The sequence below is a fragment of the Streptomyces sp. NPDC004134 genome, assembly GCF_042874195.1.
Lineage (GTDB): Bacteria > Actinomycetota > Actinomycetes > Streptomycetales > Streptomycetaceae > Streptomyces.
The window spans coordinates 59,724-85,535 of the sequence record NZ_JBIAMS010000001.1 but is presented as its reverse complement, the minus strand read 5'-3'; the positions used below and the strand labels follow the sequence as shown (position 1 = coordinate 85,535).

Sequence of the window (25,812 nt, the reverse complement as noted above, 5' to 3'; positions counted from 1 at the left end):
TCCGCCATGATCAGGGGCTGTTTCGGCGATCCCGTTCTGGTGATACTTCCTGGGTCCTCTCCCGTACCGCGGTGCCGTGATGCCCCCCGGCGGCGCCGCGTAGATCCAAGGGCTGGTGACCGTCGGTGCCGCAGGAGCAGGCTGGGACCTCGGCCGAGGTGTCCGCGCTGGTGGGGCGGGACGGTGAGCTGCGGCAGCTCGTCCAGGCGGTGGGGCGGGCGCCCGGCGTGGTCGTGGTCGAGGGCGAGGCCGGGATCGGGAAGACGCGGCTCGTCAGTGAGATGGCCGGGCGCCGGGAGCTGGCCGGGGTGCGGGTGCTCGTCGGGGGGTGCCGGCAGATTCGGGAGCCGTTTCCGCTGGGGCCCGTGCTCGACGCGGTGCGCGGGGTCGGGGCCGTGGCGCGGGGGCGGCGGCTGTCCGCGGTGACCGGGGCGCTGCGGCCGCTGCTGCCGGAACTCGCCGAGCTGCTGCCGGAGGCGCCCGCGCCGCTGCACGACCACGCGGCCGAGCGGCACCGGGTGTTCCGCGGCCTGGTCAGCCTGCTGGCCGAGGCCGGCCGTGCCGTGCTGGTGGTCGAGGACGCGCACTGGGCGGACGAGCAGACCGTCGACTTCCTCGGCTACCTGCTCGGCGATCCCCCGCCCGCGCTCACCGTCGTGCTGACCTATCGCGGCGAGGAGGCGGACGCCGCGCTGCGGCACGTCACCGCGCGGCTGGGGACCGGCGTCGGCCACACCCATCTGCTGCTGCACCCCCTCGACGCGGCGCAGACCCGCCTGCTGGCGTCGGCGATCCTGCGGACCGACGCGCACGTCTCCGAGGAGTTCGCCGTGCATCTGTGCGAGCGGGCCTCCGGGATCCCGTTCGTCATCCAGGAGTTGCTGGCGCTGCTACGGGAACGGGGGAGCCTGGTGCTGCGCGACGGCAACTGGTCCCGGCGGGCCATCGACGACCTCGACATCCCCGCGGGGGTGCGCAACTCCGTGCTGAGCCGGGTGCTGCGGCTCTCCGCCGCCGGGCAGGCGGTGGTCGAGGCCGCGGCGGTGCTGGTCGAGCCGGTGCCGGTGGAGGTGCTCACCGCGACCTGCCAGGTGCCCGCGGCGGATGCCCTGGACGGGCTGACCGAAGGGCTGGCCGCCGGGCTGCTCCAGGAGCGGGACGGCACCGTCGGCTTCCGGCACGCCCTCGCCGCGCAGGCCGTCTACGCGTCGATGCTGCTGCCCCGCCGCCAGGACCTGCACCGCCGGGCCGCCGCCGCCGTCCGCTCCCGTACCCCGGTGCCCCTCGGGCAGGTCGCCCACCACCTGCGCCAGGCGCGCCAGTACGACGCCTGGGTGGGCGCCGCCGAGGCCGCCGCCGAGCAGGCGGCCGCGCTCGCCGACGACGCCGAGGCCGCCCGGCTGCTGGAGGACGTGCTGCGCACCGCCCCCCTCGCGCCGGCCGACCGGGTCCGTCTGACCATCAGGCTGGGCGACTGCGCCCAGGGTGCGGTCCGCTGGCCCGATGTCCAGGACCTGCTCGAACAGGCCCTCGCGCTCGAACCGCCACCGGCCATGCGCGGCCTGCTGCACTTCCAGGTCGGGCTCTTGCTGGAGGCTTCCGGCAGTGACCCGGCGCTGGTGCGCCGGGCGCTTGCCGCCGCCGTCGAGGATCTGCAGGACCCCTTCGAGGCCGCGCTCGTGATGAACGGGCTCGGGTTCCCCTTCGATGACGACGTGCCGGCGGCCGAGCACGCGGCCTGGCTCGGCCGCGCCCTGGCGACGGCCGACACGCTGGACGATCCGCGCGCGGCGGCACTGGTGCGGGGCAAGGCGGCGTCGCAGTTGGCGCTGCTGGGTGACCGGCGCTGGCGCGACGCGGCCGATCTCGTGCTGGAGCACCTGGTCGGCGCGCCCGCGCACCGCGACGAGGCCGGTGCCCTGTACTCGGTGGCCGAGGCATGTCTGGCCGGGCACGACGCTCTCGCCGCGAGGCTGCTGGCGATCGTCCCGGACGCCCGCAGCGGGCCCGTGTCCGGCCTGTTGAGGAGCACCCTCGCGCTGGTCCTGGACCATGCCCGGGGGGCGTGGCGGGAGATCGACCCCCAGGTCGCCCGGCTGCTGGAAGCGCTGCGCGACCGCCGCTACATGTGGATCGGGGCGGAGAGCGTGGCCGCCTGTCTGCAACTCGCCCGCGGTGAACCCGGCGCCGCCCGCGACCGTCTCGGCCGCGGGATGAGCGCGGCCTTGTCGATCGCCGCTCTGGAGGCCCTGCCGCCGATGGTGACGGGCACCCTGCGGCTGGCCGTCGCCGAACACCGGCCGGTCGAGGGGATCGAGGCGACCGCCGAGGCGTTTGACCGGTGGCGGCTCAAGCGGCTGTGGCCGCTGGCGGTCCAGTCGCTCCCCGCGCTGGTGGCGGCGCTGGCCGCCGCCGAGCGTACCGAGGAGGCCGGTCGTGTCCTACGGGAGTTCGAGCAGGCCGTCGTGCCGCTGGACGCGCCGCTGGCGGCTGCGGCGCTGCCCCGTGCCCGCGGCCTGCTCGCCGCCCACCGCGGCGATCACGCGCACGCGGCCGGCGAACTGGCCGCGGCGGCACAGGTGTACAGCGGGTTCCCCCGTCCGTACGAGGCCGCGCAGTGCCACGAAGAGGCCGCCGCAGTCCTGCTGGGCGCCGGGGATCCGGCCGGGCAGGCGCTGCTGCGGGAGGCGATCGAGGCGTACGAGGAGCTGGACGCGCGCTGGGACCACGACCGCGCCTCCCGGCTGTCCCGCGATCACGGCCTGGCCCCCGCGGCGCGCCACCGCGGCGGACGTCGCGGCTACGGTGACCGTCTCTCGCCGCGTGAGCGGCAGGTCGCCGTAATGGCCGCGGCCGGGCGGACCAACCGCGAGATCGGCGAGACGCTGTTCCTCTCGACACGCACGGTCGAAGGCCATCTGGGCACGGTGCTCCGCAAGTTGGGTCTGCGCTCCCGGATCGGTCTCGCGCACCGCCTGGGGGAGGGCGCACGTACCGGCGGGAGCAAAAACACGTAGGTCCACGGGTGGCTACGCATCGCCACGCTGCCATGCTCTCCGGCATGCCCGCTTCCCCGACACCGGCCGGCCAGACCGGGCCCCGCGACGATGCCGAGCAGGACCCCGCCGCCCACGCCCGTCCCGAAGCCGCAACGCCCACGGTCGGGGAGCCGTCGCCCGGCGACAGTTCCCCGACCGGATCCACGAACCGCACCCGCTCCACCGATTCCGACGCCCGGCCGGACGACGACGGATGGCTGCCGGCCTGAACGGCCACGAGCGCAGCCGCATCGTGACCCGGACGCTCACCTCTCCTCCCCTCCCTTGACCTGAAAGGCAGGATCCTCCATGCCTCTCAACAGGCTCCGCGACCGATCACCCTCGCGCCCCCGCCGGCTGGAACGCCGTATGTCCACGAGCAGATCACGCGTGCCCCGCCGGGCGCGGTCCCGGCGGCGCCTGGTCATCGGCGTCGCGGTGACCGCGCTGGCCACCGGGATGCTGACGCCGGTGGCATCGCAGGCCGCCGCCGGGAACGGGAGCGAGAACGCCCCCGCCGCGGCCCGCGAGGGCGAGGTGGTGCCCGTATCCGGTGCCCGCGCCGGTTCGTGGCGGGTCACCCTGGTCACCGGGGACACCGTGCAGGTCGGCCGGGACGCCTCCGGGCGCTTCTCGGTCACCGCGGACCCGCAGCGGCGGCCGGACGGGCACGTTCCGACGTTCGAGACGTACTCGGGTCCCGAGGGGACGTTCGTCATTCCCGACGACGCCCAGGCCGCGGTACGCGCCGGAATCCTGGAGCGCAAGCTCTTCGACGTCGCCTACCTCGCGCAGAATGGTTTCGCCGACGCGAAGGCCGAGCAGCTTCCGCTGGTCCTCAGCTACCGGGGTGACGCCCCGCAGGCGTCGGTGGCCCGTACCGCGCGGGAACTGCCCGCGGCCGGCGCGCCGTTGTCGCTGGACTCGCTGCACGGTGCGGCGGTGAAGGTGGACAAGGGCGACGCCGAGCGGTTCTGGGAGGCGCTGCGCGGCAAGCTGCCCGCCCCCGGCACCTCGGCGAGAGCGCCCAAGGCGCTGGCCGGCGGCGTCGCGAAGGTGTGGCTCGACGACAAGGTCGAGGCCGTACTGGACGAGAGCGTGCCGCTGGTCGGCGCGCCCGAGGCATGGAAGAACGGCCTCGACGGCGCCGGGGTCACCGTCGCCGTCCTGGACACCGGTGTGGACGCCACCCACCCGGACCTGGCCGGGAAGATAGCCGCCGGCAAGAGCTTCATCACGGGCGAAGAGGTCGTGGACGGGCACGGCCACGGCACCCACGTCGCCTCCACCATCGCCGGGTCCGGCGCCGCGTCGGGCGGTTCGCACAAGGGCGTCGCCCCGGGGGCGAAGCTGGCCGTCGGCAAGGTGCTCAGCAACGCCGGCTCGGGCAGCACCTCGCAGATCGTCGCCGGGATGGAGTGGGCCACCAAGGAGGCCGGCGCGAAGGTCGTGTCGATGAGCCTGGGCAGCTCGGCCACCGACGGCAGCGACCCGCTGTCGCGGTCGGTCGACGAACTGACCCGGTCCACGGACTCCCTGTTCGTCATCGCCGCCGGCAACGACGGCCCCGGCAAGGAGACCGTCAGCGCCCCCGGCACCGCCGACTCCGCGCTGACCGTCGCCGCCACCGACAAGTCGGACGGCATGGCGGACTTCTCCAGCCGCGGCCCGCGCTTCGGCGACGGCGCCCTGAAGCCCGACATCGCCGCGCCCGGCGTCGGCATCGCCGCTGCCCGCGCCGCGGGTACGTCCATGGGCACGCCCGTGGACGACAACTACACCAGTGCCGGCGGCACCTCGATGGCCACCCCGCACGTCGCCGGTGCCGCGGCGGTCCTCGCCCAGCAGCACCCGGACTGGTCCTGGTCCCGGCTCAAGACCGCCCTGATGTCCACGTCGAAGGACGCCGGGCACACCCCCGCGGACCAGGGCGCCGGACGGCTCGACGTGGCGCGGGCGACCGGCCAGCAGGTGACGGCGACCACCGGCGCGGTGGACTACGGCACCGTGGAGTTCAGCGAGAACGACCCCCTGGACCGTACGATCACGTACGCCAACGACGGCGACACCGACGTCACGCTCTCCCTCGCCACCGAGTTCGGCGGCAAGGCGGCGGGCCCGCTCGACGGCCGGCTGACGACCGGCGGCGACACCGTCACCGTCCCGGCGCACGCCACCGCCGACGTCACCGTCACCGCCGACCCCGGCGGCCTGGAGCAGGACGCCTACTACGGCAGCGTCGTCGCCACCGACGGCGGCGGCAACCGCGTCTCCACCGCGGTCAACCTGCAGCGCCAGCCGAAGAAGGTCCTGCTCAGCGTGAAGGTCCTCGACCGCAAGGGCAACCCCGCCGACCCCCAGATGTTCTCGGTCAGCGCCTCCGCCGTGGACGTACCCGAGGTGTACAGCCAGGCCGCGAACAGCTACGGCGACGGCACCGCGCAGTTCCTCGTCCAGCCCGGTACCTGGAGCGTCAGCGGCTCGATCCTCGGCAACACCGAGGACGGCGGCCCGGGCACCAGCACGCAGTTGTACGAGCCCGAGGTGACCGTCGGCGAGAACGGGGCCGAGGTCACCCTGGACGCCCGCAAGGCGGTCCGGCTGCAGTACCGCACCCCCCGGCCGCACAGCGACAAATGGGAGGGCATCGCCGTCCAGAGCCTGCGTACCGCGTGGGACGGCACGCCGATCTTCTCCGGAGGGTTCGGCCTCTTCCAGGGCGAGCGGTACTTCACGCCCACCAAGAAGGTGACCAAGGGCGAGTTCCTCTTCTCCACCCGGACGACCCTGACCAACCTCCAGCTCGACATCGGCGTCACCTCCCCGGCCAGGACGCCGCTGGACGTCCACACCTACGGGAAGACCGACGGGACGTTCTCCATGCCGCGGGGCGAGTACACGCCGTTCCCGGAGGGCCGCTACCGCAAGCAGGTGGCCGACGTGGGCATGGCCACGCCCGAGGACATCGCCGGGGCGGACCTCAAGGGCAAGGTCGCCCTGCTGATGATGTCCCCCGACCCGGAGGACGGCGCCAACTGGGGCTGTTACCTGTACAACGACCGGATACAGCAACTGAAGGACGCCGGAGCCACCGGCGTGCTCCTCTACGCCAAGTACGTGCACCAGGGGTGCTCGGTGCCCACCGGCGGCGTGGAGGGCCAGCGGGTTCCGCTGCCCGTCGGCCAGATCCTGCCCGACCAGGGCCAGAAGATCCGTAGCCAGCTCGAACGCGGCCCGGTCACCGTCCGGATCGACAGCAACCCCGACATCGACTACGTCTACAACCTGCTGCGGTACGAGGACGGGCAGATCCCGGCGAACCTCACCTACACCTACAAGAACAACCAGCTCGCCACCGTCCAGTCCCGCTTCCACCAGACCAACGGCAGCCGGTACACCACCGAGGCGTGGCACAGCCACAAGCCGCTGGAGATCGCCTCGTTCGCGGTCGGTTCCGCGTTCACCTCCGGCCGGGAACGCCCGCTCTACCTGGGCGGCCTCTACTCCGACGCGCTGCGCACCGGCCAGGTCCAGACCGTGCAGCCCAACGACAACCGCTCGGTCGCCACGGTCGTGGACCGGCCGGTCCGTACCGAACTCGACTGGCTCTCCACCCCGCTGACGCCCGGATGGGCCCGGGGAGGCACCGTCCCCGGTGTCGGCTGGAAGCTGGGCTGCTCGTTCTGCGTGCAGGGTGATCTGCTCCTGCCCACCTACGAACGGGTGATCGGGGACGGCACGGAGAGCGGCACCACGGTCGCCAACACCAACGTCACGGTGACCCGCGACGGCGTGGAACTGGAGCGGGTCAAGACCCCGCTGCCGATCGAGGCGTTCCGGATGCCGAAGGGCGAGGGCACGTATCAGATCAGGCAGAGCGGCGCCGGCATGGCCAACACGTGGACGTTCCGCTCCCGCGTGCGGGACGAGGACACCACCGGACCCAACGACATGTGCTTCCTCGCGCAGGTCGGCAACACCGGTCCGTGCAACCCGCAGCCGCTGGTGTTCGTCGGCTACGACCTGTCCGGGAGCCTGTCCCTGGACAGCACCGTCCCCGCGGGCCGCAAGCACACGTTCACGGTCGACGTCCGCCACCCCGAGTCCACCGAGCGGATGCCGGAGATCGCCGGGCTGAAGCTCGGCTACTCCACGGACGACGGCGCCACCTGGCAGAACGCCACCGTCCGCAAGCGCGGCGAAGGCGACTACGCCGTCACCCTCACCTATCCGGCCCTGGCCGGGACCTCCGGGTCCGTAAGCCTCAGGGCGGAAGCCTGGGACGAGGACGGCAACCGCGTCGAGCAGACCAGCAGCAAGGCCATCACCCTGCGGTAGTTCCCGCACGACGCACCGCACGGCTGCCCCCGCCGCCCGGCGGGGGCAGCCGTGCGCCGGCGGCCGGGGACCCGCCTGACCGGCGCGGGGTTCACGGCGGCCCGATCCCGGGTGGGCATAGTCTGAACCTCCAGGTGTTCGGTCCCCGGCCAGTGCCGTACGTCCGGGTTGCCGGGCCCTGGCGCCGAGCCCGCCCGGAGCCCTGGAGAAGCCCATGTCTCTCGCCGTCGTGGTCGGTGCCGGTGGCACCGGCGTGGCCACCGCACGTCTGCTCGCCGATGCCGGCCACCGCGTCCGGCTGGTCACCCGCGGCGGCGGCGGGCCCGGGCACCCGTCGATCGAGCGCGTGGCCGCCGACGCCGCCGACGCCGACCGGCTCTCGGAGGTGGCCCGGGGCGCCGCCACCCTGTTCAACTGCGCCGCCCCGCCGTACCACACCTGGCCCAAGGCCCTCCCGCCGCTGGCCGAAGGGCTGCTCACCGCGGCGGAACGCACCGGCGCCGACTACGTCATGCTCGACAACCTCTACGCCTACGGGCCGGTCGAGGGCCCCATGACCGAGGACCTGCCCCTGGCGCCCTCCAGCGCCAAGGGCCGCGTCCGGGCCGAGGTCTGGCGGCAGGCCGACGCCGCGCACGAGGCCGGCCGGGTGCGCGTGACGACCGTGCGGGCCTCGGACTTCATCGGCGCCGGCGCGTACTCCGTCGTCACCGTCAGCGTCGCGCCCAAGGTGCTGGCCGGGAAGCCCGCGCTGGTGCCCGCCGACCTCGACGCCCCGCACAGTTGGACGGCCACCCGCGACGCCGCCCGGGCGCTGGTGACGGTGGCGCAGGACGAGCGGGCCTGGGGCCGCGTCTGGCACGCGCCCACCCCTCCGCCCCTCTCCGTACGCGAACTGGCCGCCCGCCTGGCCCGGCTGGCCGAGGTACGCGAGCCGCGGCTGCGCGCGATGCCGGGCTGGGTGCTCCGGGCCGGCGGGCTGTTCTCGCCGGTGGTACGGGAACTGCCGGAGATGCAGTACCAGTTCCAGCAGCCGTTCGTCCTGGACTCCTCCCGTATCGAGGCGACGTTCGACCTGCACCCCACCCCGCTCGACGACGTGCTCAAGGAGATGATCACGGCCGGCTGAGCGCCGCGGTGGGCCTCACAGTCCGGGGGCGCCCCACAGCGGGAACCAGCGGGTCAGGTCCTCCTCGACGCGCAGGTCGTCCTTGACCACCGCCTTGACCTGGAGTTCCAGCGGGTTGTCGCGCTTCTCGCCGGGCATCGGGGCGAAGGGGTAGAAGGTGCCGCGCTTGTAGAGGTAGACCAGCGCCATCGAGCGCCGCTCGGCGTCGTGGAAGGTGACCAGGGAGCAGAGGAGCTGCGGCCCGAAGCCGCTGTCCTCCAGTGCCGAGTTCACCGCGTGCAGGTCGCTCACCAGCGCGGGCAGGTCGTCCGGAGCGCGGCGGGAGAGCAGCCAGGAGTACCCGTAGTCGTCGCGGCTGGACTCGACCGGCACGCCGGCCCGTTCGGAGTCGGCGTCCAGCAGGGCCCGTACCTCCTGCTGGACCTGGGCGAAGGCCCCGCCCTCGATGGACGCGAAGCACACCGAGCCCGCACCGGTCGGGGTGAAGCCGACGGCCGCCTGGAGCGTGATCGCCGCGGAGGGGAGCCCGAAGAGCTGGTCGAGGTCGGGCTTGACCGGCTTGGACCGGCCGAACAGGGAATCCAGGAAGCCCACGTGGTCTCAGCTCCTTCCCGCGCTGTCCCCGCCGCCCTGTTCGCCAAGCTCGGCGGAGATCCCCGATAGGGCCTCCAGCCGGCGCTCCAGGGTGGGGTGGGTGGAGAACATGTTGGCCATCGCGCTGCCGGGGCGGATGGCGGGGGTGAAGAAGAACGCGTTGAACGCCTGGGAGGTACGCAGATCCTGGGTGGGGATACGGGCGATGTCCCCGCTGATCTTGGTGAGGGCCGACGCCAGCGCGGAGGGCTTGGCGGTCAGCATGGCCCCGGCGCGGTCGGCGGCGAGCTCGCGGTAGCGCGAGAGGGCGCGGATGAGCACGAAGCTGACCGCGTAGACGACCGCCGAGACCGCCATCACCGCGGCGAGGATGACGACGGTGTTCTGGTCGCGCGAGCGTCCGCCGAAGAGCTGGGAGTAGAAGGCGAAGCGGACGACGAGTCCCGCGATCACGCCCAGGAACGAGGCGATGGTGATCACCGCCACGTCGCGGTGCGCGATGTGGGACAGCTCGTGGGCGAGGACGCCTTCGAGCTCCTCGGTCGTCAGGCGGCGCTGCAGCCCCTTGGTGACGCAGACGACCGCGTGGTTGGCGTTGCGGCCGGTGGCGAACGCGTTCGGCAGGTCCATCCCGGAGACGGCCACCCGCGGCTTGGGCATGTCCGCGGTGGCGCACAGCCGGTCGATGATGCCGTGCAACTGGGGTTCTTCCTCGGGTGTGACGAATCTGCCGTGCATCGCGTACATGGCGATCCGGTCCGAGAACCAGTACTGCACCGCCAGCACCCCGGCGGCGATGACCACCACCAGCACGATGGACTTGAGCAGTGCGATCAGCGCGGCGACGAAGGCCACGTACACCAGCCCGAGCAGGAACATCGTGACCACCATGCGGGTGGTCAGTCGCCGGTCGGGCTCAAAGCGGCTGTGCATCAGTACTCACCCCGGAATCAGGCCATCGTCGGAAAGCAGTTGCCCCACCTGCGTGAGGCTGGTGCCCTCGTCGGGCAGTACCAGGTCGGACGGCGTGATCTCCTCGTCCGGCAGCGGCCGGCCGAGGCTGCGTACGACGTCCAGGAGCGAGGACAGCGCGGTGCCGAACGCGCCCTCGTCACCCGCGTCCGCGGCCGACTGGAGAGCGGTGTCCAGGTGGTTGAGCCGGTCCAGGTGCTGGTCGGCGACCTCGAACTGGCCCTCGCCGAGAATCCGAATGATCATGACGTCGCCTCCTCGTCCGAGCCGCCCTCCGAGCCGCCCTCCGCGGCGCCGGGATCTCCCTTCGGCTGCGGTCCTGAACCGGCGGGCAACTGCGCCTTCATCCGGGCCAGCTCGATCTCCACGTCCTGATCGGCGCCCACGCGCTCCAGCTCGGTCTCGATGTCGTCCCGGCCGCCCGGCTGCGTGGCGTCCTCCAGCGCCCCGGTGGCGATCAGCTCGTCCAGCGCGCCCGCGCGGGCCTGCATCTGCTCGGTCTTGTCCTGGGCCCGCTGCACGGCGAGGCCGACGTCGCCCATCTCCTCGCCGACGCCGCTGACGGCCTCGGTGATCCGGGTCTGGGCCTCGGCCGCGGTGTAGGTGGCCTTGATCGTCTCCTTGCGGGTACGGAACGCGTCCACCTTGGCCTGGAGGCGCTGGGAGGCCAGGGTCAGCTTCTCCTCCTCCGCCTGCAGCGCCGTCTGCTGGTCCTGCAGATCGGCGATCTGGGCGGCCGTGGTCGTACGGCGGGTGAGCGCCTCGCGGGCCAGATCCTCCCGGCCGACGGCGAGGGCCTGCTGAGCCTGGCCCTCCAGCTTGCCCGTGGACTTCCGCAGCTCGTCCGTCTGCAGCTCGATGCGCTTGCGGCTGGTCGCGACGTCGGCCAGACCGCGCCGTACCTTCTGCAGCATCTCCAACTGCTGCTGGTACGAGTAGTCGAGGACTTCGCGCGGGTCCTCGGCCCGGTCGAGCGCCTTGTCGGCCTTGATCCGGAACAGGGCGCCGATTCGCTTCGTGATGCTGGTCATGAAGACCGCCCTCCTCTCGCCTCTCGACTCCGCATGAAGCGCGAGAGACAGGCCGGGCGGTTGCGCGTACGCGCGGTGACGCCTGCCGCGTAGGGGCCACAACCCCGACCATGGCACTTCCATTGTCCCGCACCGGGGCGGTCCGGCATCTTCACCGGCCGCGGGGCGGGTGCGGGCGGGTGCGGGGCGGGCGCGGCGGGCGCGTACCCGGGGCCGGCCAGGGCATCCGGCGGGGCGCCGGGTCTCGCCGTGGGCGGCCGGGGTGCTACGCAGAGTGACGGCAGGCCGGGGGAGGAAGGCGGGACGGGTGTACGGAGCCGTCGGGCGGACGGCTCCGTACGCGAGGGGTGACGGGCCGGGTCAGTCGGTGATGAACCACTCGTCCTCGAGGTACCCCATGGTGCGCCTGCCGAGTTCGCTGTCGGAGAAGGTCATGGAGGCCCTGACCGCTTCCGCGGGGATCTCGACCTGGTCGGGAGCGATCACGGCGACGCCCTGCGGGTCGACGGTGGCGGTCTTCAGGGCTTCCTTCTGCTCCGGCGAGATCATCTGGAACATGGCGAGGAAGGCCGTCGAGCACGGACCGACCCCCTCGGCCTCCCCCTTCTCGGCGGCGGGCCCGGCCACCTCGCAGACGGTGTCGATGTCCTCACGGCCCACGGCGTGGAGGTACACCTCGTACCGCTCGATCGCGCCCTCCTTCGTCTTGGGCGCGGGCTGGTCACCGGCCGGGAGGGCGGACGGCTTCTCGCTCGGGGCGGACGGGGACGGGGCGGTCGAGGGCTTCTCGACCTCCGTGGACGCCTCCGCCGGCTCGGACGGCTCCGACGCCGCCGGTGCCTTCGCGTCCGAGTCGTCCTTGTCCTTGTCCGGACCGCACGCGGTCGCGACCAGGGCCGCGCTCCCCGCCAGCACCACGCCCACGATCGTCCGAGCCTTCATTCGTCCCCCTCAGCATCAGCCGGCAACACAAGGAGGTCACGCAGCCCGGGCCGGAACGGTTCCGGCCCGGGCGGAGCAATATCCGCCGCGACGGACCCGCACGGGCGGGGCCGGGAGACCTGGCGGGCCGGGCGGGCTCCCCCCGTCGATCGCGCCAGGCCCGCCGAGCCGGCCTCAGTGCTCGCAGAGGGAGAACCCCCGCTCGTAGACCTGTTCGTTGTGCTCGTCGATGAAGAACTTGCGTTCGTGCATGAGCTGTTCGCGGTGGCCCTTGGCCTCCGCCAGCGTCATGGTCGACGTGCCGGCCCAGGGCTGCTGCGGTGGTACGTCGGACGTGGAGACGATGTTCTTCGACGGGTCGACCAGGAAGAACACGAGGATCTTGCGATGTCCCGGGCGGGTGGGGTCCGCGAGGCGGAACTCGCCGACACGGTGCTGGAGGATGTTCGGGAAGGCCAGGCAGCGGCCCGCCGGGGTGGCCGCCGAGCCGAGGACCTGGTTCATCGCCTCCTCGTTCTCCAGGCCGTAGACCTCGCGCACGCCGTTGTCGTCGTTCTGCTCGTAGCTGGGGTCGTCGAGGCCCGCCCGGAAGCTCAGCCGGCTCTCGGTGATGTTCTCGCTGTCCCAGTAGTAGATGCCGGTCGAGACGATCCGCTCGTTCACCATCCCCTCGACGTGCCACGACCCGCCGGCGTACTCGGGCCTGTCCGGGGTGAGATGGATGGTGGCCAGCTTGACGATGACCTGGAGCCGCCGTCCGCGCAGGTCGACGCGGGCGGAGTCGCCGGGCGGCTCGGGCGCGGTGAAGGCCGGCGCGTCGGGGACAACCGGGCTGCGGTTCGCCCACCAGTCGTCCTGGGCCTCCTCCCAGGCGCGTACGGCTTCCTCGTGGGCCGCCTTGTCGCCGTGGTCCGCCTCGTCCGGATACTCCGGCTCCGAGTCGTACCACCCGTACGGATCCGCCACGATCCGCGGGGGCCGCGGATGGCGCAGGTCGGTGAGCACGTTCTCCAGCAGCGGCCGCATCCGGGCGAACAAGTCGGGCAGCACGTCGGCCAGTTCGCGATGGGCCTCGGGGTGGACGTTGTTCACGTACGAGCGGAAGGCGACCTCGCCGTCGGCGCTGACGTCGACGTCCGTGGGCAGCCACTGGAACTTCTCCGAGAACTCGTACGTCGACCAGCGGTCCGTCGGATTCTCCCAAGCCCGCTCCGGCGCGCCGCTCACCCCGTGCACGAGGCAGAACAGCGACGGATGAACCAGATCGAGCACCTGCCCGGCGGAGCCGGGATGCCAGTCCCGCTCCTCTTCCGGCACCTCCTCCAGCACCCGGACCGCTTCCCGCAACCGGGACCGCAACTCGTCGTCGACCAGCCGGTCCGACTGCCACACCCCGTCGACTGCAGACACCTCCGCGCCGTTGCTTCCGTCGCGCAGCGCCGCGTAGTGCGCGAGCTCGGCGAGCACGTAACGGACCTGCGCCTCGGTAAGGCCCTGGGCTATCGCCTCTTGCGTCCACCTGGCGACGATGCCGGCGTCGTTCCTCTTCTCGAACCACTCCGGCTTCGCCCGGATATGGGCGCTGCACTCCATCATCTCGAGTTCCCGCAGGGTGCGAGGCTTCGCGAACGAGAGGGAACGCGATGCCCTGAAGGGCAGCGGGAAAGCGGAAAGGCGACTCAATTCTCCTGGTCCTCCCAGTCGATGTGCGGTGGCCGGAAGGATACGGGAGCCCACTGACACCCCGCCCCACGCACCCATCACCGCCGGTCCGGAAGTCGGCACCCGGCGGCCGGGGCACCTCCGCGCGTACCCGGGCGGCGCCCTTGGGGCAGCCCGTGTCCGCCGGGTGTTCAGAAGTTCCCTGCCCGTGCGGGGGATTGGTGGGCTACTTTGCGGCGTACGTGCCGGGCTGCCGGAAGGGCGTGACGTGGTGAACGGTATTCGGTGGATAGCGAATGCGCACGATCTGGGCTACACCTTCACGTTGTGCGAGAACATCACGCCGGAGGAGCTTCTGGTGCGGTTGGGCGCGCAACGGCAGCACATCCACGAGCTGACCGAGGACGAGGCCATGGAGTTTCTGTCGCGGGAGGAGGACGACCCGCTGGGTGATATTGATTTCCTCGACCTGGAAGACGAGCCCCTCCTGTCTCGCCTTGCCGAGGCCGGGTTCCTCTCCTGCCCCGAGGCAATCGTCCGCGCCGGCGCCGTCCCCGGCTGGGCGTACGCCATCGAGGAGTTCTCGGCCCGCTCCACGGCCCACTTGGCCGCGCTGTCGCGCGGCACGCGGACCTACTCGGTGTACCGCAGCGTGAACGGGGAGCATGAGATCGGCTACGCCCGGGACGGAAAGGTGCTGACCTACTGCGATCAGCTCACGCTGCGTTCGGGAGAGGCCGGAGCGGACGAAGCGATACCGGACTTCACCTACACCGACGAGGAACTCCTGGACACCGCCTTCCTGCGCTTCCTCGAAGACAAGCACGGGATCGCCATCGCCTGGGAGGACACCTGGGGACCACTGCCCACGGCCGCCTTCGCCCGCATCTACGAGTGAAGAGTCGTCGAGTGCCCGTACCGAACGGCTGGTCGGGATCTGCCCGGCTTGCCTGACCCCGTCGCGTGGTCCGGGCGTCGGGCGGGCCGGTTCATTCGTGTGGCTGCCTATTCCGGTCGAAGGGCGGGCAATGGTGGGTGTCTTGTGGTCTGGTTTGGTCTCCGGTCCGTGGTTGCAATTTCAGGGCTCAGGTCACAGCTTGCACTGTGAGACACATCACGATGGCCGAGAGGTGTAGACCGCGGTTGTGCCGGATTCCCGAACGTGCAGTTCGCCGGGCGTTACCGCGAGGTAAGTCGCTGTGGGCGGCGCGGAATCCATGATCGCGGAGCGAAAATGGCGCGCTGCTCATGCGTGTTCGCTCAAGTGGTCGGGTTGGCTGGGTGCAGCAGTTCATCGGGTGACGAGGGAGTCACCCGATTCTCCATATCCGGCCCCCGTTCGAAGAGGACCTATGACCGAGGAAGTCCCCGCAGAGGATCACAGCAGCCCGGTGACGCACGCCATGCTGCACGTCCCGCCCGTGTGCGAGGCGCTGTACCTCGCCAACGCGGACGCGTACTTCACGTACGCCCAGCACTGGCTCGACGACGAGACCGCGGCAGAGGCGATCCACCTGGCGTTTCATCAGATCCGCAACCGCTGGGAGGAACTGGGCCGGCACGGCGACCTGCGGCAGCAGGCGTGGGCGATCCTGCGCCGGGTGGTCGCCTCGTACGTCGAGGAGTCCAAGGTGCGGCGCGAGATCGCGCACGTGCTGGCCGTGTACCAGGAGCTCCTGGAGCAGCAGAACGCGGGCGTCGGGCTGTACGAGGCGATAGCGAAGCTCTCTCCGCGGCAGTTCGACGTGGTGGTGCTGCGCTACCTGTGCAAGTTCCCCACCGACCGGATCGCCTGGTACCTGGGTGTCACGGCCAGCACCGTCGACTACCACTGCCGTCGCGCCACGAAGCGCCTGGAACGGGATCTCGCGCAGTTGCTGAAGAAGGACGGGGACACGAAGTGAGCGAACAGAGCTCGGCGGTGGAACAACTCCTGGCGGGGGCCGGGGAGATGATGCTGGCGGGCCGGCGGCGGTTCGACGTGGCGGCCGGGCTCCGGCGGCTGCAGGAGGGGCCGGCCGGGTATACGGGGCCGGGCACGGACGCCTCTCCGGTGGTGCAGGCGCGGGACGAGTTGTCGGTCCTGGTGCGCTGGACCGTCAACCGGGCCGGGGCGACCGGGTTCGTCGGCCGGCTGGCCAGTCTGCTCAGCGACCACGGGCCGCAGGGCCACGAGACGTGGCTGGAGGTGCCCGACATAGACGGGGCGATCCGCGGCATGCAGGTCTTCGCCTGCATGCTGTACCAGGCGGATCACCGGGAAAGCGCGCAGTTCTGGTGGCAGTTGGCCGCCGGCGCCGGCAGCCGCGCCGCCGCGTACTGCCTGCACCTGCACCACCTCGGTCTCGGCGAGCCCGCCGAGGCCGGCCACTGGCGTACGCAACTGCAGAAGGACGGCGGACCCGACGACGAGTTCATATCCGGCGTGAGCCTGTTCGCCGACTACGTCGACCGCCACTGCGAACCCGGCTGGGAACCGCACATGCACCGGGAAATACAGCGTCTGGCTTCCCGCGAAGACGTCCGCGACGCGCTGGTCTGCCGACCGGAAAGCGAGATCGCCGACCGCTTCAAACGCCACTGCGAACAGCACTGACGAAAGAAGGGTGTCCCGGTGCCCAAGCTCACGCGCCCGCCGGCCAATTCCGCCGTGCGTCCGAGGAACAACCGGATCCGTGTGCACCACGCCCCGGCCTGCCGGCGGAGTTGCCGGTGCCGCACGCGCAGGAGCGAGATCACTACACACCTTCTGCGCGGCCTGTACTACGGCCTCGGTACCGGGCTGGCGGGTCTGCTCTTCTGGTGGGTACAGCAGATGATCTAACTCATTCCCCACGCCGACGGCACCGCGCCGGAGAACGCCGCGCGGTGCCGCCCAGGCGAGAGCCCTTCGCCCTCCGGCTGCCGCGGGCCTCGTACGAGCGGCGGCGACCGCTGGTGCGTGGAGTGCGCCGTGACTTGGGTGCCTGACGGTCCGTCGGTGCTCGACGGTGCCAACTCCCGGGCCTGCGCGGGCTGATGGACCCTCGGCCGCTGTCGTGTCAGTGGTGGCGACTAGTCTTCGGCGACGTGCGCGAGCAGGGAGGGGCAGTCATGGCTGAGGATCCGATCGACCTGATCCGTCTGGAGGGGGACGGCAACAGCGTCGTCCTCCGGATCGACGGGAGGGAGACGCGGAAGCCCCCCGTCGAAGCGGATGTGCTGGTCGGGGAGTTCGTGGTCGAAACGCCGTTCGTCCGCGGCACCCTCAAGACCTGGCTCTTCCCCGAGGACCTGGGGGAGTGGCAGCAGGCTCTGGACTCGCTCGACGCGGGCGAGGACATCGCCTGGCGCGAGGGATCGAGGGCGCCGTGGCTGTACGTCGAGCTCGACGAGGACGACGACAGGTGCCGGGTCACGATCAAGGACCATTCCGCCTCCCTGACGACGGTGACGGTCACCGTCCCCCTGGCCGACGCCTGGTTCGACGACGCGTACCGACGCCTGGACGCCGTCTGGGAGACCTGGCCCCTCGAAGAGGACTGAACCCCGGCCGACGGGATCATTCGGTGACGAAGCCGGCGTGCGCCGCGATGATCCTCCAGCCTGCCCGGTCGCGGCTCCAGGTCCGGGTGTAGCGCATCCGGGCACGCAGCGGCTGCCCGCCGACGGAGCCCTCCAGCGTGCCGAGGAACCAGGTGACTCCGGTGTGCGCCGTAGCGAACACCCGGAGGTCTTCTTCCTCAAGGCCGGTCAGCACCTGGTGGCCGGTCCGGTGGGCTTCCAGGTCGTCGCCCTTCGAGTAGAGGCGTCCGTCGGGACCGGTGAACCGTCCCGCGTCGTCCAGCAGTTCGCCCATTACGTCGACGTCGGAGGCGAGCTGGGCCGCCTGAAGGCGTCGTTCGGCCGCGCGGAGGCTTTCGGTGTGATCGTCGTTCGGCATCTGCCCAGCATGACGGGTCCCGGTGCCGGAGACGTCTCCCCTTCTGCTGATGGCAGATTCTGCCCGGTGCCGGCAGGAAAGGGGTGGCGAGGTGAGGGGTGGCGAGGTGAGGCGGGCCCCTGGAGGCCCGCCCCGACCGTCCCGGGTCGCGTCAGGTGGTTACGCCGTGGTTGGTGAGCCAGGTGAGGGGGTTCTTGGCGGAGCCGTAGTCCGGTGTCGTGCGGACCTCGAAGTGCAGGTGCGGGCCCGTGACGTTGCCCGTGGCGCCGGATCGGGCGATGCGGTCTCCCATGCCGACCGCGGTGCCCTCGGAGACGTCCATCTGCGAGAGGTGGGCGTAGTGGGTGTAGTCCCCGTCGCCGTGTCTGATGACGATCTGGTAGCCGAACGAGTCGTCCCAGCCTGCTTCCACGACGGTTCCCTTGGCCGCGGCCTTGACCGTCGTGCCGACCGGGACGGACCAGTCCTGGCCGGTGTGGCCGTTCTGCCAGTTCGCGCCCGACGCCTCGTAGCCGGCCGTGGGGGTGCTGCCGTCCACGGGCATGACGGCCGTCGGGTCGGGCGCGGCGGTGGCGGTGCCGTAGGAGGCGTTGTCGGCGTTGGTGCCCGGGCCGTCGGCGGGGCCGTCGAGGGAGAGGTCCATGCCGGGGGAGATCAGGTTCGGGTCCTCGCCGATGACGGCTCTGTTGTTCTCGTACAGCGTCTTCCAGCCACCGTCGACGTCCTGCTCCGCCGCGATGACGGAGAGGGTGTCGCCGGAGGTGACGGTGTAGGTGGTGTCCTCTTCCGCGAAGGCGGCGGACGCGCCGATGACCGGCAGGGCGAGGGTGGCGCCCGCCGCCGAGGCGCGGGTGGCGAGTTTGCGGGCGCTGCCGGGGCGGCGCGCCGCGCGGTGGCGGCCGTGAGGGGATGACATCGTACGGGCCTCTTTCTCCGGACGCCTGCGAGGTGAGCTGTCGGGTTCGGGCTGGAGCTGCCCGGCCGCCGGCTTCGGCGGACCTCACCCCGAGCCGTCGCAGGGACGGCGCGGTCCGGCGGGGGCCGGACCCGTGGGTCCCCCGCTCCTGCCCGGCGGTGCGAGCTGATCGGCAGGTACCGCGGCGCCGGGGGCAGGATTCGGCGGTCCGGCGCGCAGCGGGTGTTCGCCTTTCGAACGGGCAGCCACGCTAGGGGGATCATGTGTTCGACGGCAAGGGGGTCACGCGCTCCCGCGGAATAATTGACTCCGCGTCGCGGCGAGTTGACGTCGTGCAGCCGCCAGACCCGGGCAAGCGCTCATTTGCCCGTCGGTCTCCGACAAAGGGCGTGGCGGGTGGTGATGCGTTCACATGCCTGTCCCGGCCGCTGTCCGGGCCACGTTGCCGCGCGCCGCGGCCCCTTCGACGTGATCATGGAGTCGTACTGCCCGCACGCGGTGACGACCGGCCCCTCCGAAGGAATCGATCATGGACACCGATGGCCAGCCCACCTCCGAAACGCTGACGTGCCTGGTCACCGGGGCGTCCGGGTATATCGGCGGGCGGCTGGTGCCGGAGCTGCTCGCGGCCGGGCACCGGGTGCGGTGCCTGGCCCGTACGCCCGGCAAGCTCCGCGACCATCCCTGGGCCGGGGACGTCGAGGTCGTGCGCGGGGACGTCACGGACGAGGAGTCCGTGGGTGCCGCCCTGCGCGGGATCGATGTCGCGTACTACCTGGTGCACGCCCTCGGCTCCGGCGGCGGGTTCGAGGAGACCGACCGGCGGGCGGCCCGCGTCTTCGCCCGGGAGGCGGATGCCGCCGGGGTGCGGCGCATCGTGTATCTGGGCGGCCTTACGCCGCGGGGGGTGCCGGAGGCGTCCCTGTCCCCGCACCTGCGGTCCCGGGCCGAGGTCGGGCGGATCTTTCTGGAGGGGGCCGTGCCCGCCACCGTGCTGCGGGCCGCGGTCGTGATCGGTTCGGGGTCGGCGTCGTTCGAGATGCTGCGCTATCTGACCGAGCGGTTGCCGGTCATGGTCACCCCCCGGTGGGTGAACACGCGCACCCAGCCCATCGGCGTCCGCGACGTGCTGCGCTACCTGGTCGGCGCCGCCGCCATGCCCCCGGACGTCGACCGGGCCTTCGACATCGGCGGGCCCGACGTCCTGACGTACCGGGAGATGATGCGCCGCTACGCCGCCACGGCGGGGCTGCGCAAGCGGCTCATCCTGCCGGTGCCGGTCCTCACCCCGCGGCTGTCCAGCCACTGGATCGGGCTCGTCACCCCCGTGCCCGCCGCCCTCGCCCGCCCCCTCACCGAGTCGCTGCGCCACGAGGTCGTCTGCCGCGAGCACGACATCGCCCGGTACGTGCCCGACCTGCCGGGGCGCCCGCTGCCCTTCGGCGAGGCGCTGGCCCTGGCGCTGCGCCGGGTGGGCGAGGCGCGCGTCGCCACCCGGTGGTCGTCCGCCGCCGTGCCCGGTGCGCCCAGCGACCCGCTGCCCACCGACCCGGACTGGGCGGGCGGCAGCCTCTACGAGGACGAACGCCGGCTCTCCGTCGACGTACCCCCCGACGAGCTCTGGAAGGTGATCGAGGGCATCGGCGGGGACAACGGCTGGTACTCCTTCCCGCTCGCCTGGGCGGTCAGGGGCTGGCTCGACCGGTTCGCCGGCGGCGTCGGCCTGCGCCGCGGGCGGCGCGACGCCGAGCGGCTGCGGGCCGGCGACTCGCTGGACTTCTGGCGCGTCGAGGAGATCGAGCCCGGGCACCTGCTGCGGCTCCGGGCGGAGATGCGGATGCCGGGGCTGGCGTGGCTGGAGATGTACGCCGAGCGGGACGCCGCGGGCCGTACCCGGTACCGGCAGCGCGCCCTGTTCCACCCCCGCGGCCTCCTCGGGCACGCCTACTGGTGGTCGGTGTTCCCCTTCCACCACGTCGTCTTCGGCGGCATGGCCCGCAACATCACCCGGGCCGCCGCCAGGGGCGCGGGCGTCAGTCCGTCTCCCCGGCCCCGGTGAGCGGCGCGAGCGCGGCGAGCGCCGCGTCGAGGCGTGCGGTCGCCTCCTCCGCGACCGGGCGCAGCGCGTCGAGTCCGGTGAGGGTGACCATCGTGCCGGGGTCGAGGGCCTGTACGGCGGTGCGGTCGCCGTCGCGGCGGACGACGACGTTGCAGGGGAGCAGCAGACCGATCGAGCGGTCGGCGTCCAGGGCGCGGCGGGCGAGGGGCGGGTTGCAGGCGCCGAGGATGACGTAGTCCTCCATGTCGTGGCCGAGCTTCGCCTTCAGGGTGGCGGTGACGTCGATCTCGGTGAGGATGCCGAAGCCCTGCGCCGCGAGGGCGTCGCGGGTGCGGGCGACGGCGGTGGTGAAGTCGGTGTCGAGGTGCACGGTGCGGTCGTAGCGCATGGCGGTCGGCTGCCCTTCCGATGGTCGGCGCGTGGTGTGTGGGGCACGGGGCGAGGGGCGGTGTCCGGGCGCCGGCGCGGTCCCGGCAGGCCGTTCTCCCGGGGTGTTCCCCGCCTCCCAAAATACCCCCCCGGGTAATTATGCTACGGTCGCTGATATACCCCCCGGGGTAATTAGCCACTGGAAGGGAGTACGTCGTGTTCTTCGTCGACACGATCGAGGTGCCGGGGCTCGGCAACCGCAGTTATCTCGCCGGCGGTGAGCACACCGCCGTCGCCGTCGACCCTCCGCGCGACATCGACCGCGTGCTCGCCGCCGCCGCGCGGCGCGGGGTGCGGATCTCGTACGTCGTCGAGACGCACGTGCACAACGACTACGTCACCGGGGGCCTGGAGCTGGCCCGGGTCACCGGGGCCGCCTACCTCGTGCCCGCCGGCGCCCGCGTCTCCTTCCGGCACGTACCCGTGCGCGACGGGGACCGTACGGAGATCGACGGCCGCCTCGCCCTGCGGGCCCTGGCCACCCCCGGGCACACGCCCCACCACACCTCGTACGTGCTGGAGGAGGACGGCACCGCCGTCGCCGTCTTCAGCGGCGGCTCCCTGCTCATCGGCACCGTCGGCCGCCCCGACCTGGTCGAGCCCCGGCTCACCGAGGGCCTGGCCCGCGCGCAGCACGCCTCCGCGCGGCGGCTCGCCGACGAACTGCCCGAGGAGACCGCCGTGCTGCCCACCCACGGGTTCGGCAGCTTCTGCTCCTCCGCGCAGGCCACCGGCAGCGACACCACCATCGGCCGGGAGAAGGCCGTCAACGACGCCCTCACCCGCGACGTCGACACCTTCGTCGCCGACCTGCTCGCAGGGCTCGACGACACCCCCGCGTACTACGTCCACATGAGCCCCGCCAACACCGCGGGTCCCGCCCCCGTCGACCTCACCCCGCCCGCCCCCGCCGCGGCCCGGGAGATCGCCGAGCGGCTCGCCGCGGGGGAGTGGGTCGTCGACCTGCGCAACCGCGTCGCCTTCGCCGAGGGGCACGTCTCCGGTTCGCTCAACTTCGAGGCCGCCGGGCAGCTCGCCACGTACCTCGCCTGGCTCATCCCCTGGGGCAAGCCCGTCACCCTGCTCGCCGAGTCCGCCGCGCAGCTCGCCGACGCCCAGCGCGAGCTGGTACGGGTCGGCATCGACCGCCCCGCCGCCGCGGCCACCGGCACGCCCGCCGACTGGGTGCGCGACGGGGAGGCCCCGGCCTCCTTCCCCCGCGCCACCTTCGCCGACCTGGCCGGTACGGCGGCAGACGCCGTCGTCCTGGACGTGCGCCGCGACGCGGAGCGCCGCGCCGCCGGGCACGTCGAGGGCTCCGTCCACATCCCCATCCACACCCTGCCAGGACGCCTGGCCGAGATCCCCGCCGGTGAGGTGTGGGTGCACTGCGCCGGCGGCATGCGCGCCGCCATCGCCGCCTCCCTGCTGGACGCCGCGGGCCGCGACGTCGTCGCCGTCGACGACTCCTTCGACTCCGCCGCGAAGGCGGGACTTCCCGTACGGACCGCCCCGTGACCGCCCGCCGGCGCCCGATACGCCCCGGCGGCCGCCCGGTGTACGGGCCCCGCCCCACCGGCGCCGTCCCGTGACCGCCGTCATACTCGCCCTCGCCGCCGGCGCGCTCATCGGCGGCGCCCTCGGCGCGCTCGGCGGCGGCGGCAGCGTCCTGGCCGTGCCCGCGCTGATCTACCTGCTCGGCTTCGGCCCCGTGGCCGCGACCTCCGCCGCCCTGGTCATCGTCGCCCTCACCTCGGCCACGGCGCTCGCCGCCCACGCCCGCGAGGGCCACGTGCGGTGGCGTACGGGCCTGCTCTTCGCGGCGGCCGGAGCCGGCCCCGCGATGCTCGGCGGGGCGCTCGCCGGCCACGTGCCCGGCGCGGCGCTGACCGCGGCCTTCGCCGTGGTCGCCGGGGCGGCCGCGGTGTGCATGCTGCGATGCCGCCGGCGCGCGGAGGCCACTCCCGCGGTACGTCCCGGGCGGGCCGCCGCGGCGGGGGCCGGGCTCGGCGGGGTCACGGGGTTCGTGGGCGTCGGCGGCGGCTTCCTCGCCGTACCTGCGCTGGTCGGGGTGCTCGGCATGCGGATGAAGGCGGCGGTCGGCACCAGCCTGCTCGTCATCACGGTCAACGCGCTCGCCGCCCTCGCCACCCGCGCCGGCACCGTGGCGGATCTCGACTGGGCGGTCGTCGGCCCGTTCACCGGTGCCGCGGTCCTCGCCGCGGCCGGCGGCAAGCGGCTCGCCGCCCGGGTCTCCGGGGACGCGCTGCAGCGGGTCTTCGCCGTCGCGCTGCTCGCGGTGGCCGCGTTCATGCTGATCGACGCGGTGGCGTGAGCCGGCCGCGCGGAGTGATCATGCCAGCGACAGGAACAGCTTCTCCAGCCGGGCGCGCATCGCCTCGGGGTCCTCCCCGTTCTTGCGGCCGGACTCCATGTCGGTCACGCACTGCTGCAGCCCGGTCGCGATGATCGCGAACCCGGCCCGGTCCAAGGCCCGGGACGCCGCGGCGAGTTGCGTGACGACGTCCTCGCAGTCGCGCCCCTCCTCGATCATCCGGATCACTCCGGAGATCTGGCCCTGGGCCCGGCGCAGGCGGTTCAGCACGGCCTTGAGGTCCGCGCCCTCCAGCTCCAGTTCCACGCTCACTCCTCGGAAAAAATACCCCTGTGGGTATCGTACGTCCCGGCCCGGGACGACGTCGAACAGTAAGGACACCACCCGCCATGACCAGCATTCCCGCCACCCTCGCCACGGACCAGGCCCGCACCCGGCTCGGCGAACTCGTCGTCGTCGACGTGCGCACCCCCGCCGAGTACGCCTCCGGTCACCTGCCAGGCGCCGTGAACATCCCGCTCGACCACCTGCGCGCCGCGCTGGACGACATACGCCACGCCGCCGAGCGCCGCGACATCCTCGTCGTCTGCGCCTCCGGAGCCCGCTCCGAGAGCGCCTGCAAGCTGCTCGCCGGGGAGGGCATCACCGCCGCCACGCTCGTGGGCGGCACCGGCGCCTGGGCCGCGGCCGGGCACGACCTGCACACTCCCGCTGCCTGCGACACCCGGGCCGGCTGGAGCATGGAGCGCCAGGTGCGCTTCACCGCGGGGAGCGTCGTGCTCCTCGGCCTCCTCCTGGGCGTCCTCGTCCACCCGGCGCTGCTGCTGATCTCGGCCGGCATCGCGGGCGGTCTGGTGTTCTCGGCGCTGACGAACACCTGCGGCATGGCGGTCGTCCTCGGCAAGCTCCCGCACAACCGCCCGCGCACCGCCGACCTCGAAGCCGCCCGCGCCGAGCTGCGCGGCCACTGAGCACGGGGGCCACTGGGCACGCGGGCCGTGGAGCGCCGGGGCCGCTTGGCGGGGCGGCCGCCCCGAGCGGGGTCAGGTCACCAGGCCCTGCCGGTACGCGTAGACGACGGCCTGCACCCGGTCCCGTAGATCGAGCTTGGTGAGGATGCGGGACACGAAGGTCTTGACCGTCTCGTGGCTGAGCTGCAGCTCCGCGGCGATCTCGCCGTTGGACAGGCCGTCGGCGATGAGGCGGAGGACTTCGAGTTCGCGCGGCGTCAGCGGGATGTCGCGCGGGGTGCCGCCGTCGGCGGGGCGGATGCGGGCGGCGTAGCGGCCGACGACCCCAACCCCGTGCTGGACTACGCGGACGCGGACGAGGACCTGGTGCGCAGCGCCGCCGACGCCTGGCGCGCGGAACCCCCCGACGACCGCCCGCGCGGCGGGATCTCCGTCGTCCACGCCGGCCGCGCCGGGGACCGCGACGTCGTCGTCCTGCTCGACGAGACCGGCCTCGGCAGCGCCTACGCGCGGCCCGCCGCGGGCGGCGGGGCGGTGGAGTGGGTCACCCCGATCGGCTCGGCGGCGGACGACGAGACCCCCGCCCGGGTCGCCGCCGGGTCGCTGCTGCTCGGGCCCGCCGACGGGCCCGGCGACATCTGGCTGGGCGGCGGCGCGCCCCGTACGGGCTACGAGGCCGCGGTACTTGCGGGGGACGGCGTGCGGTGGCGGCCGGTCGAGGTCGCGGACGGCGTGGCGCTCGACGTACCGGAGGCGGGCCCTGACGGCTGCGGGCTGCGCGTCGTCGCCGACCGGAACCGCGGGCTCGTCCACGCCGTACGCTCCGGGCGCAGCCCCGTCGGGGCCCTGCTGCAGGGCGACGTACGACCCCTGGACGCCTCCGGGCGCCGGCCGCCCGGGGACCGGCCGCGTGTGGGGGAGCGGGAACTCGACGCCGCGCAGCTCCGGTTGCTGTCCCGGCTGGCCTGCGTCGACCACGGCGAGATGCGGGAGCCGCTGACCGGCCTCTGGTACGTCTCGGAGCTGTGGCGGGGCGAACTGCCCGCGGGCGGCACCGGTTCGCTCCTCACCCTCGGCACGGGCGAGGAGAACCTGCGGATGCTCGCCTCGGACGACCGCGACCGCGGCGGTTTCGTCTTCCGCGGCGAGGCGGCGGGCACGCTGTGGCGCGACGCCGCGGTGGCGTCCTGGTCGGACCGCACGGACCCGGCCGATGAGGGCCCGTACCGGCACTGGATCGTGGTCGCGGGCACGCAGGAGGTCGAGCGGATCGAGGTCGTCCTCGGCGACGGCAGGCGGATCAGCGGGCAGGGCCGGTATCTCGCCGCCGACCTGGAGAAGTACGGGATCGACGGCAGCACGACGCCGTACGAGGTGACGGCGGTGGACGGCGACGGGGACCCGGTGCGGGTGCTGCGGTAGCCGCCCCGCCCGCCCCTGCTGCCCTCGCCGCCCCCGCTGTCCCCGCTGTCCC

Annotated in this window: 23 protein-coding genes, 1 pseudogene and 1 riboswitch; of the genes and pseudogenes, 13 read left to right on the top strand and 11 right to left on the bottom strand. The window is 72.8% G+C overall.

The genetic code is table 11. From position 1 onward, the window contains the following. The first annotated feature begins 125 nt into the window (after window positions 1-125). From ACFYVJ_RS00335 to ACFYVJ_RS00320, 4 genes are all read left to right on the top strand, one after another. On the top strand, window positions 126-3,017 hold the full coding sequence (locus tag ACFYVJ_RS00335; RefSeq protein ID WP_388884902.1) for an ATP-binding protein: 2,892 nt from the start codon (window positions 126-128) through the stop codon (window positions 3,015-3,017). A 44-nt stretch (window positions 3,018-3,061) separates the two neighbouring features. Next, on the top strand, window positions 3,062-3,268 hold the full coding sequence (locus ACFYVJ_RS00330) for a hypothetical protein (protein ID WP_388884900.1): 207 nt from the start codon (window positions 3,062-3,064) through the stop codon (window positions 3,266-3,268). A 139-nt stretch (window positions 3,269-3,407) separates the two neighbouring features. Next, on the top strand, window positions 3,408-7,376 hold the full coding sequence (locus ACFYVJ_RS00325; protein WP_388884898.1) for a S8 family serine peptidase: 3,969 nt from the start codon (window positions 3,408-3,410) through the stop codon (window positions 7,374-7,376). Between the two features lie 214 nt (window positions 7,377-7,590). Next, the gene (locus tag ACFYVJ_RS00320) at window positions 7,591-8,505 is read left to right on the top strand and encodes an NAD-dependent epimerase/dehydratase family protein (protein WP_388884896.1); all 915 of its coding nucleotides are present in this window, start codon (window positions 7,591-7,593) and stop codon (window positions 8,503-8,505) included. Between the two features lie 15 nt (window positions 8,506-8,520). On the opposite strand, the gene ACFYVJ_RS00315 is transcribed toward ACFYVJ_RS00320, so the two are convergent. The 6 genes from ACFYVJ_RS00315 to ACFYVJ_RS00290 all read right to left on the bottom strand — a co-directional run bounded on the left by ACFYVJ_RS00315 (window position 8,521) and on the right by ACFYVJ_RS00290 (window position 13,727). Beyond that, window positions 8,521-9,099, bottom strand: a complete 579-nt coding sequence (locus tag ACFYVJ_RS00315) for a hypothetical protein (protein ID WP_388884894.1) — start codon at window positions 9,097-9,099, stop codon at window positions 8,521-8,523. A gap of 6 nt (window positions 9,100-9,105) precedes the next feature. After that, window positions 9,106-10,032 carry a zinc metalloprotease HtpX gene (htpX, locus tag ACFYVJ_RS00310; RefSeq protein WP_388884892.1) on the bottom strand — a complete coding sequence of 309 codons (927 nt, stop codon included), beginning with the start codon at window positions 10,030-10,032 and terminating at the stop codon, window positions 9,106-9,108. Window positions 10,033-10,038: 6 nt separating this feature from the next. Next, the gene (locus tag ACFYVJ_RS00305) at window positions 10,039-10,317 is read right to left on the bottom strand and encodes a hypothetical protein (protein WP_388884890.1); all 279 of its coding nucleotides are present in this window, start codon (window positions 10,315-10,317) and stop codon (window positions 10,039-10,041) included. Next, window positions 10,314-11,102 (bottom strand): PspA/IM30 family protein, encoded by a 789-nt coding sequence (locus tag ACFYVJ_RS00300; RefSeq protein ID WP_388884888.1) that lies wholly within the window; start codon window positions 11,100-11,102, stop codon window positions 10,314-10,316. Before ACFYVJ_RS00300 ends, ACFYVJ_RS00305 begins: the two co-directional genes overlap by 4 nt. A 360-nt stretch (window positions 11,103-11,462) precedes the next feature. Then, window positions 11,463-12,044 (bottom strand): hypothetical protein, encoded by a 582-nt coding sequence (locus ACFYVJ_RS00295; protein WP_388884886.1) that lies wholly within the window; start codon window positions 12,042-12,044, stop codon window positions 11,463-11,465. 174 nt (window positions 12,045-12,218) lie between these two features. Then, window positions 12,219-13,727: a DUF4246 domain-containing protein gene (locus ACFYVJ_RS00290; RefSeq protein WP_388884884.1), complete on the bottom strand. Its 1,509-nt coding sequence runs from the start codon at window positions 13,725-13,727 to the stop codon at window positions 12,219-12,221. A 247-nt stretch (window positions 13,728-13,974) separates the two neighbouring features. On the opposite strand from ACFYVJ_RS00290, the gene ACFYVJ_RS00285 reads away from it, so the two are divergent. From ACFYVJ_RS00285 to ACFYVJ_RS00270, 4 genes are all read left to right on the top strand, one after another. Beyond that, the gene (locus tag ACFYVJ_RS00285) at window positions 13,975-14,604 is read left to right on the top strand and encodes a DUF6461 domain-containing protein (protein WP_388884882.1); all 630 of its coding nucleotides are present in this window, start codon (window positions 13,975-13,977) and stop codon (window positions 14,602-14,604) included. Between the two features lie 454 nt (window positions 14,605-15,058). Beyond that, window positions 15,059-15,610 (top strand): RNA polymerase sigma factor, encoded by a 552-nt coding sequence (locus tag ACFYVJ_RS00280; RefSeq protein WP_388884880.1) that lies wholly within the window; start codon window positions 15,059-15,061, stop codon window positions 15,608-15,610. Further along, entirely contained in the window at window positions 15,607-16,302 is a 696-nt protein-coding gene (locus ACFYVJ_RS00275; protein WP_388884878.1) for a hypothetical protein, read from the top strand. Before ACFYVJ_RS00280 ends, ACFYVJ_RS00275 begins: the two co-directional genes overlap by 4 nt. A gap of 497 nt (window positions 16,303-16,799) precedes the next feature. Further along, window positions 16,800-17,231: a DUF5959 family protein gene (locus ACFYVJ_RS00270; RefSeq protein ID WP_388884876.1), complete on the top strand. Its 432-nt coding sequence runs from the start codon at window positions 16,800-16,802 to the stop codon at window positions 17,229-17,231. A gap of 16 nt (window positions 17,232-17,247) precedes the next feature. Here the strand turns inward: ACFYVJ_RS00270 and ACFYVJ_RS00265 are convergent, their stop codons facing one another. Together ACFYVJ_RS00265 and ACFYVJ_RS00260 are read right to left on the bottom strand one after the other, a co-directional pair. Then, a complete protein-coding gene (locus ACFYVJ_RS00265) occupies window positions 17,248-17,628 on the bottom strand; it encodes a nuclear transport factor 2 family protein (protein WP_388884874.1) in 381 nt (126 codons plus the stop codon). Window positions 17,629-17,779: 151 nt separating this feature from the next. Next, window positions 17,780-18,544, bottom strand: a complete 765-nt coding sequence (locus ACFYVJ_RS00260; protein WP_388884872.1) for a peptidoglycan DD-metalloendopeptidase family protein — start codon at window positions 18,542-18,544, stop codon at window positions 17,780-17,782. Window positions 18,545-18,552: 8 nt separating this feature from the next. After that, window positions 18,553-18,715, bottom strand: a riboswitch (cyclic di-AMP (ydaO/yuaA leader). Between the two features lie 358 nt (window positions 18,716-19,073). Between ACFYVJ_RS00260 and ACFYVJ_RS00255 the strand changes: the two genes are divergently transcribed. Further along, a complete protein-coding gene (locus ACFYVJ_RS00255) occupies window positions 19,074-20,603 on the top strand; it encodes an SDR family oxidoreductase (protein WP_388884870.1) in 1,530 nt (509 codons plus the stop codon). Here the strand turns inward: ACFYVJ_RS00255 and ACFYVJ_RS00250 are convergent. Continuing rightward, complete coding sequence (locus ACFYVJ_RS00250) at window positions 20,578-20,991, bottom strand: DUF302 domain-containing protein (RefSeq protein WP_388884868.1); 414 nt, start codon at window positions 20,989-20,991, stop codon at window positions 20,578-20,580. The genes ACFYVJ_RS00255 and ACFYVJ_RS00250 overlap by 26 nt on opposite strands. 197 nt (window positions 20,992-21,188) lie before the next feature. Here ACFYVJ_RS00250 and ACFYVJ_RS00245 point away from each other — a divergent pair, with 197 nt between their 5' ends. Continuing rightward, window positions 21,189-22,550 carry a rhodanese-like domain-containing protein gene (locus tag ACFYVJ_RS00245; protein WP_388884866.1) on the top strand — a complete coding sequence of 454 codons (1,362 nt, stop codon included), beginning with the start codon at window positions 21,189-21,191 and terminating at the stop codon, window positions 22,548-22,550. 70 nt (window positions 22,551-22,620) lie between these two features. Beyond that, complete coding sequence (locus ACFYVJ_RS00240; protein ID WP_388884864.1) at window positions 22,621-23,367, top strand: TSUP family transporter; 747 nt, start codon at window positions 22,621-22,623, stop codon at window positions 23,365-23,367. Window positions 23,368-23,385: 18 nt separating this feature from the next. Here ACFYVJ_RS00240 and ACFYVJ_RS00235 read toward each other — a convergent pair whose 3' ends face one another. Then, window positions 23,386-23,673 carry a metal-sensitive transcriptional regulator gene (locus ACFYVJ_RS00235; protein ID WP_047017838.1) on the bottom strand — a complete coding sequence of 96 codons (288 nt, stop codon included), beginning with the start codon at window positions 23,671-23,673 and terminating at the stop codon, window positions 23,386-23,388. An 83-nt stretch (window positions 23,674-23,756) separates the two neighbouring features. On the opposite strand from ACFYVJ_RS00235, the gene ACFYVJ_RS00230 reads away from it, so the two are divergent. After that, window positions 23,757-24,338, top strand: a complete 582-nt coding sequence (locus tag ACFYVJ_RS00230; protein WP_388884861.1) for a rhodanese-like domain-containing protein — start codon at window positions 23,757-23,759, stop codon at window positions 24,336-24,338. 72 nt (window positions 24,339-24,410) lie between these two features. On the opposite strand, the pseudogene ACFYVJ_RS00225 reads toward ACFYVJ_RS00230, so the two are convergent. Continuing rightward, window positions 24,411-24,662 (bottom strand): annotated as a pseudogene (locus ACFYVJ_RS00225) (response regulator transcription factor); the annotation flags it as partial. A 42-nt stretch (window positions 24,663-24,704) separates the two neighbouring features. Here ACFYVJ_RS00225 and ACFYVJ_RS00220 point away from each other — a divergent pair. Continuing rightward, entirely contained in the window at window positions 24,705-25,760 is a 1,056-nt protein-coding gene (locus tag ACFYVJ_RS00220; protein ID WP_388884859.1) for a hypothetical protein, read from the top strand. The last annotated feature ends 52 nt before the right edge of the window (window positions 25,761-25,812 follow it).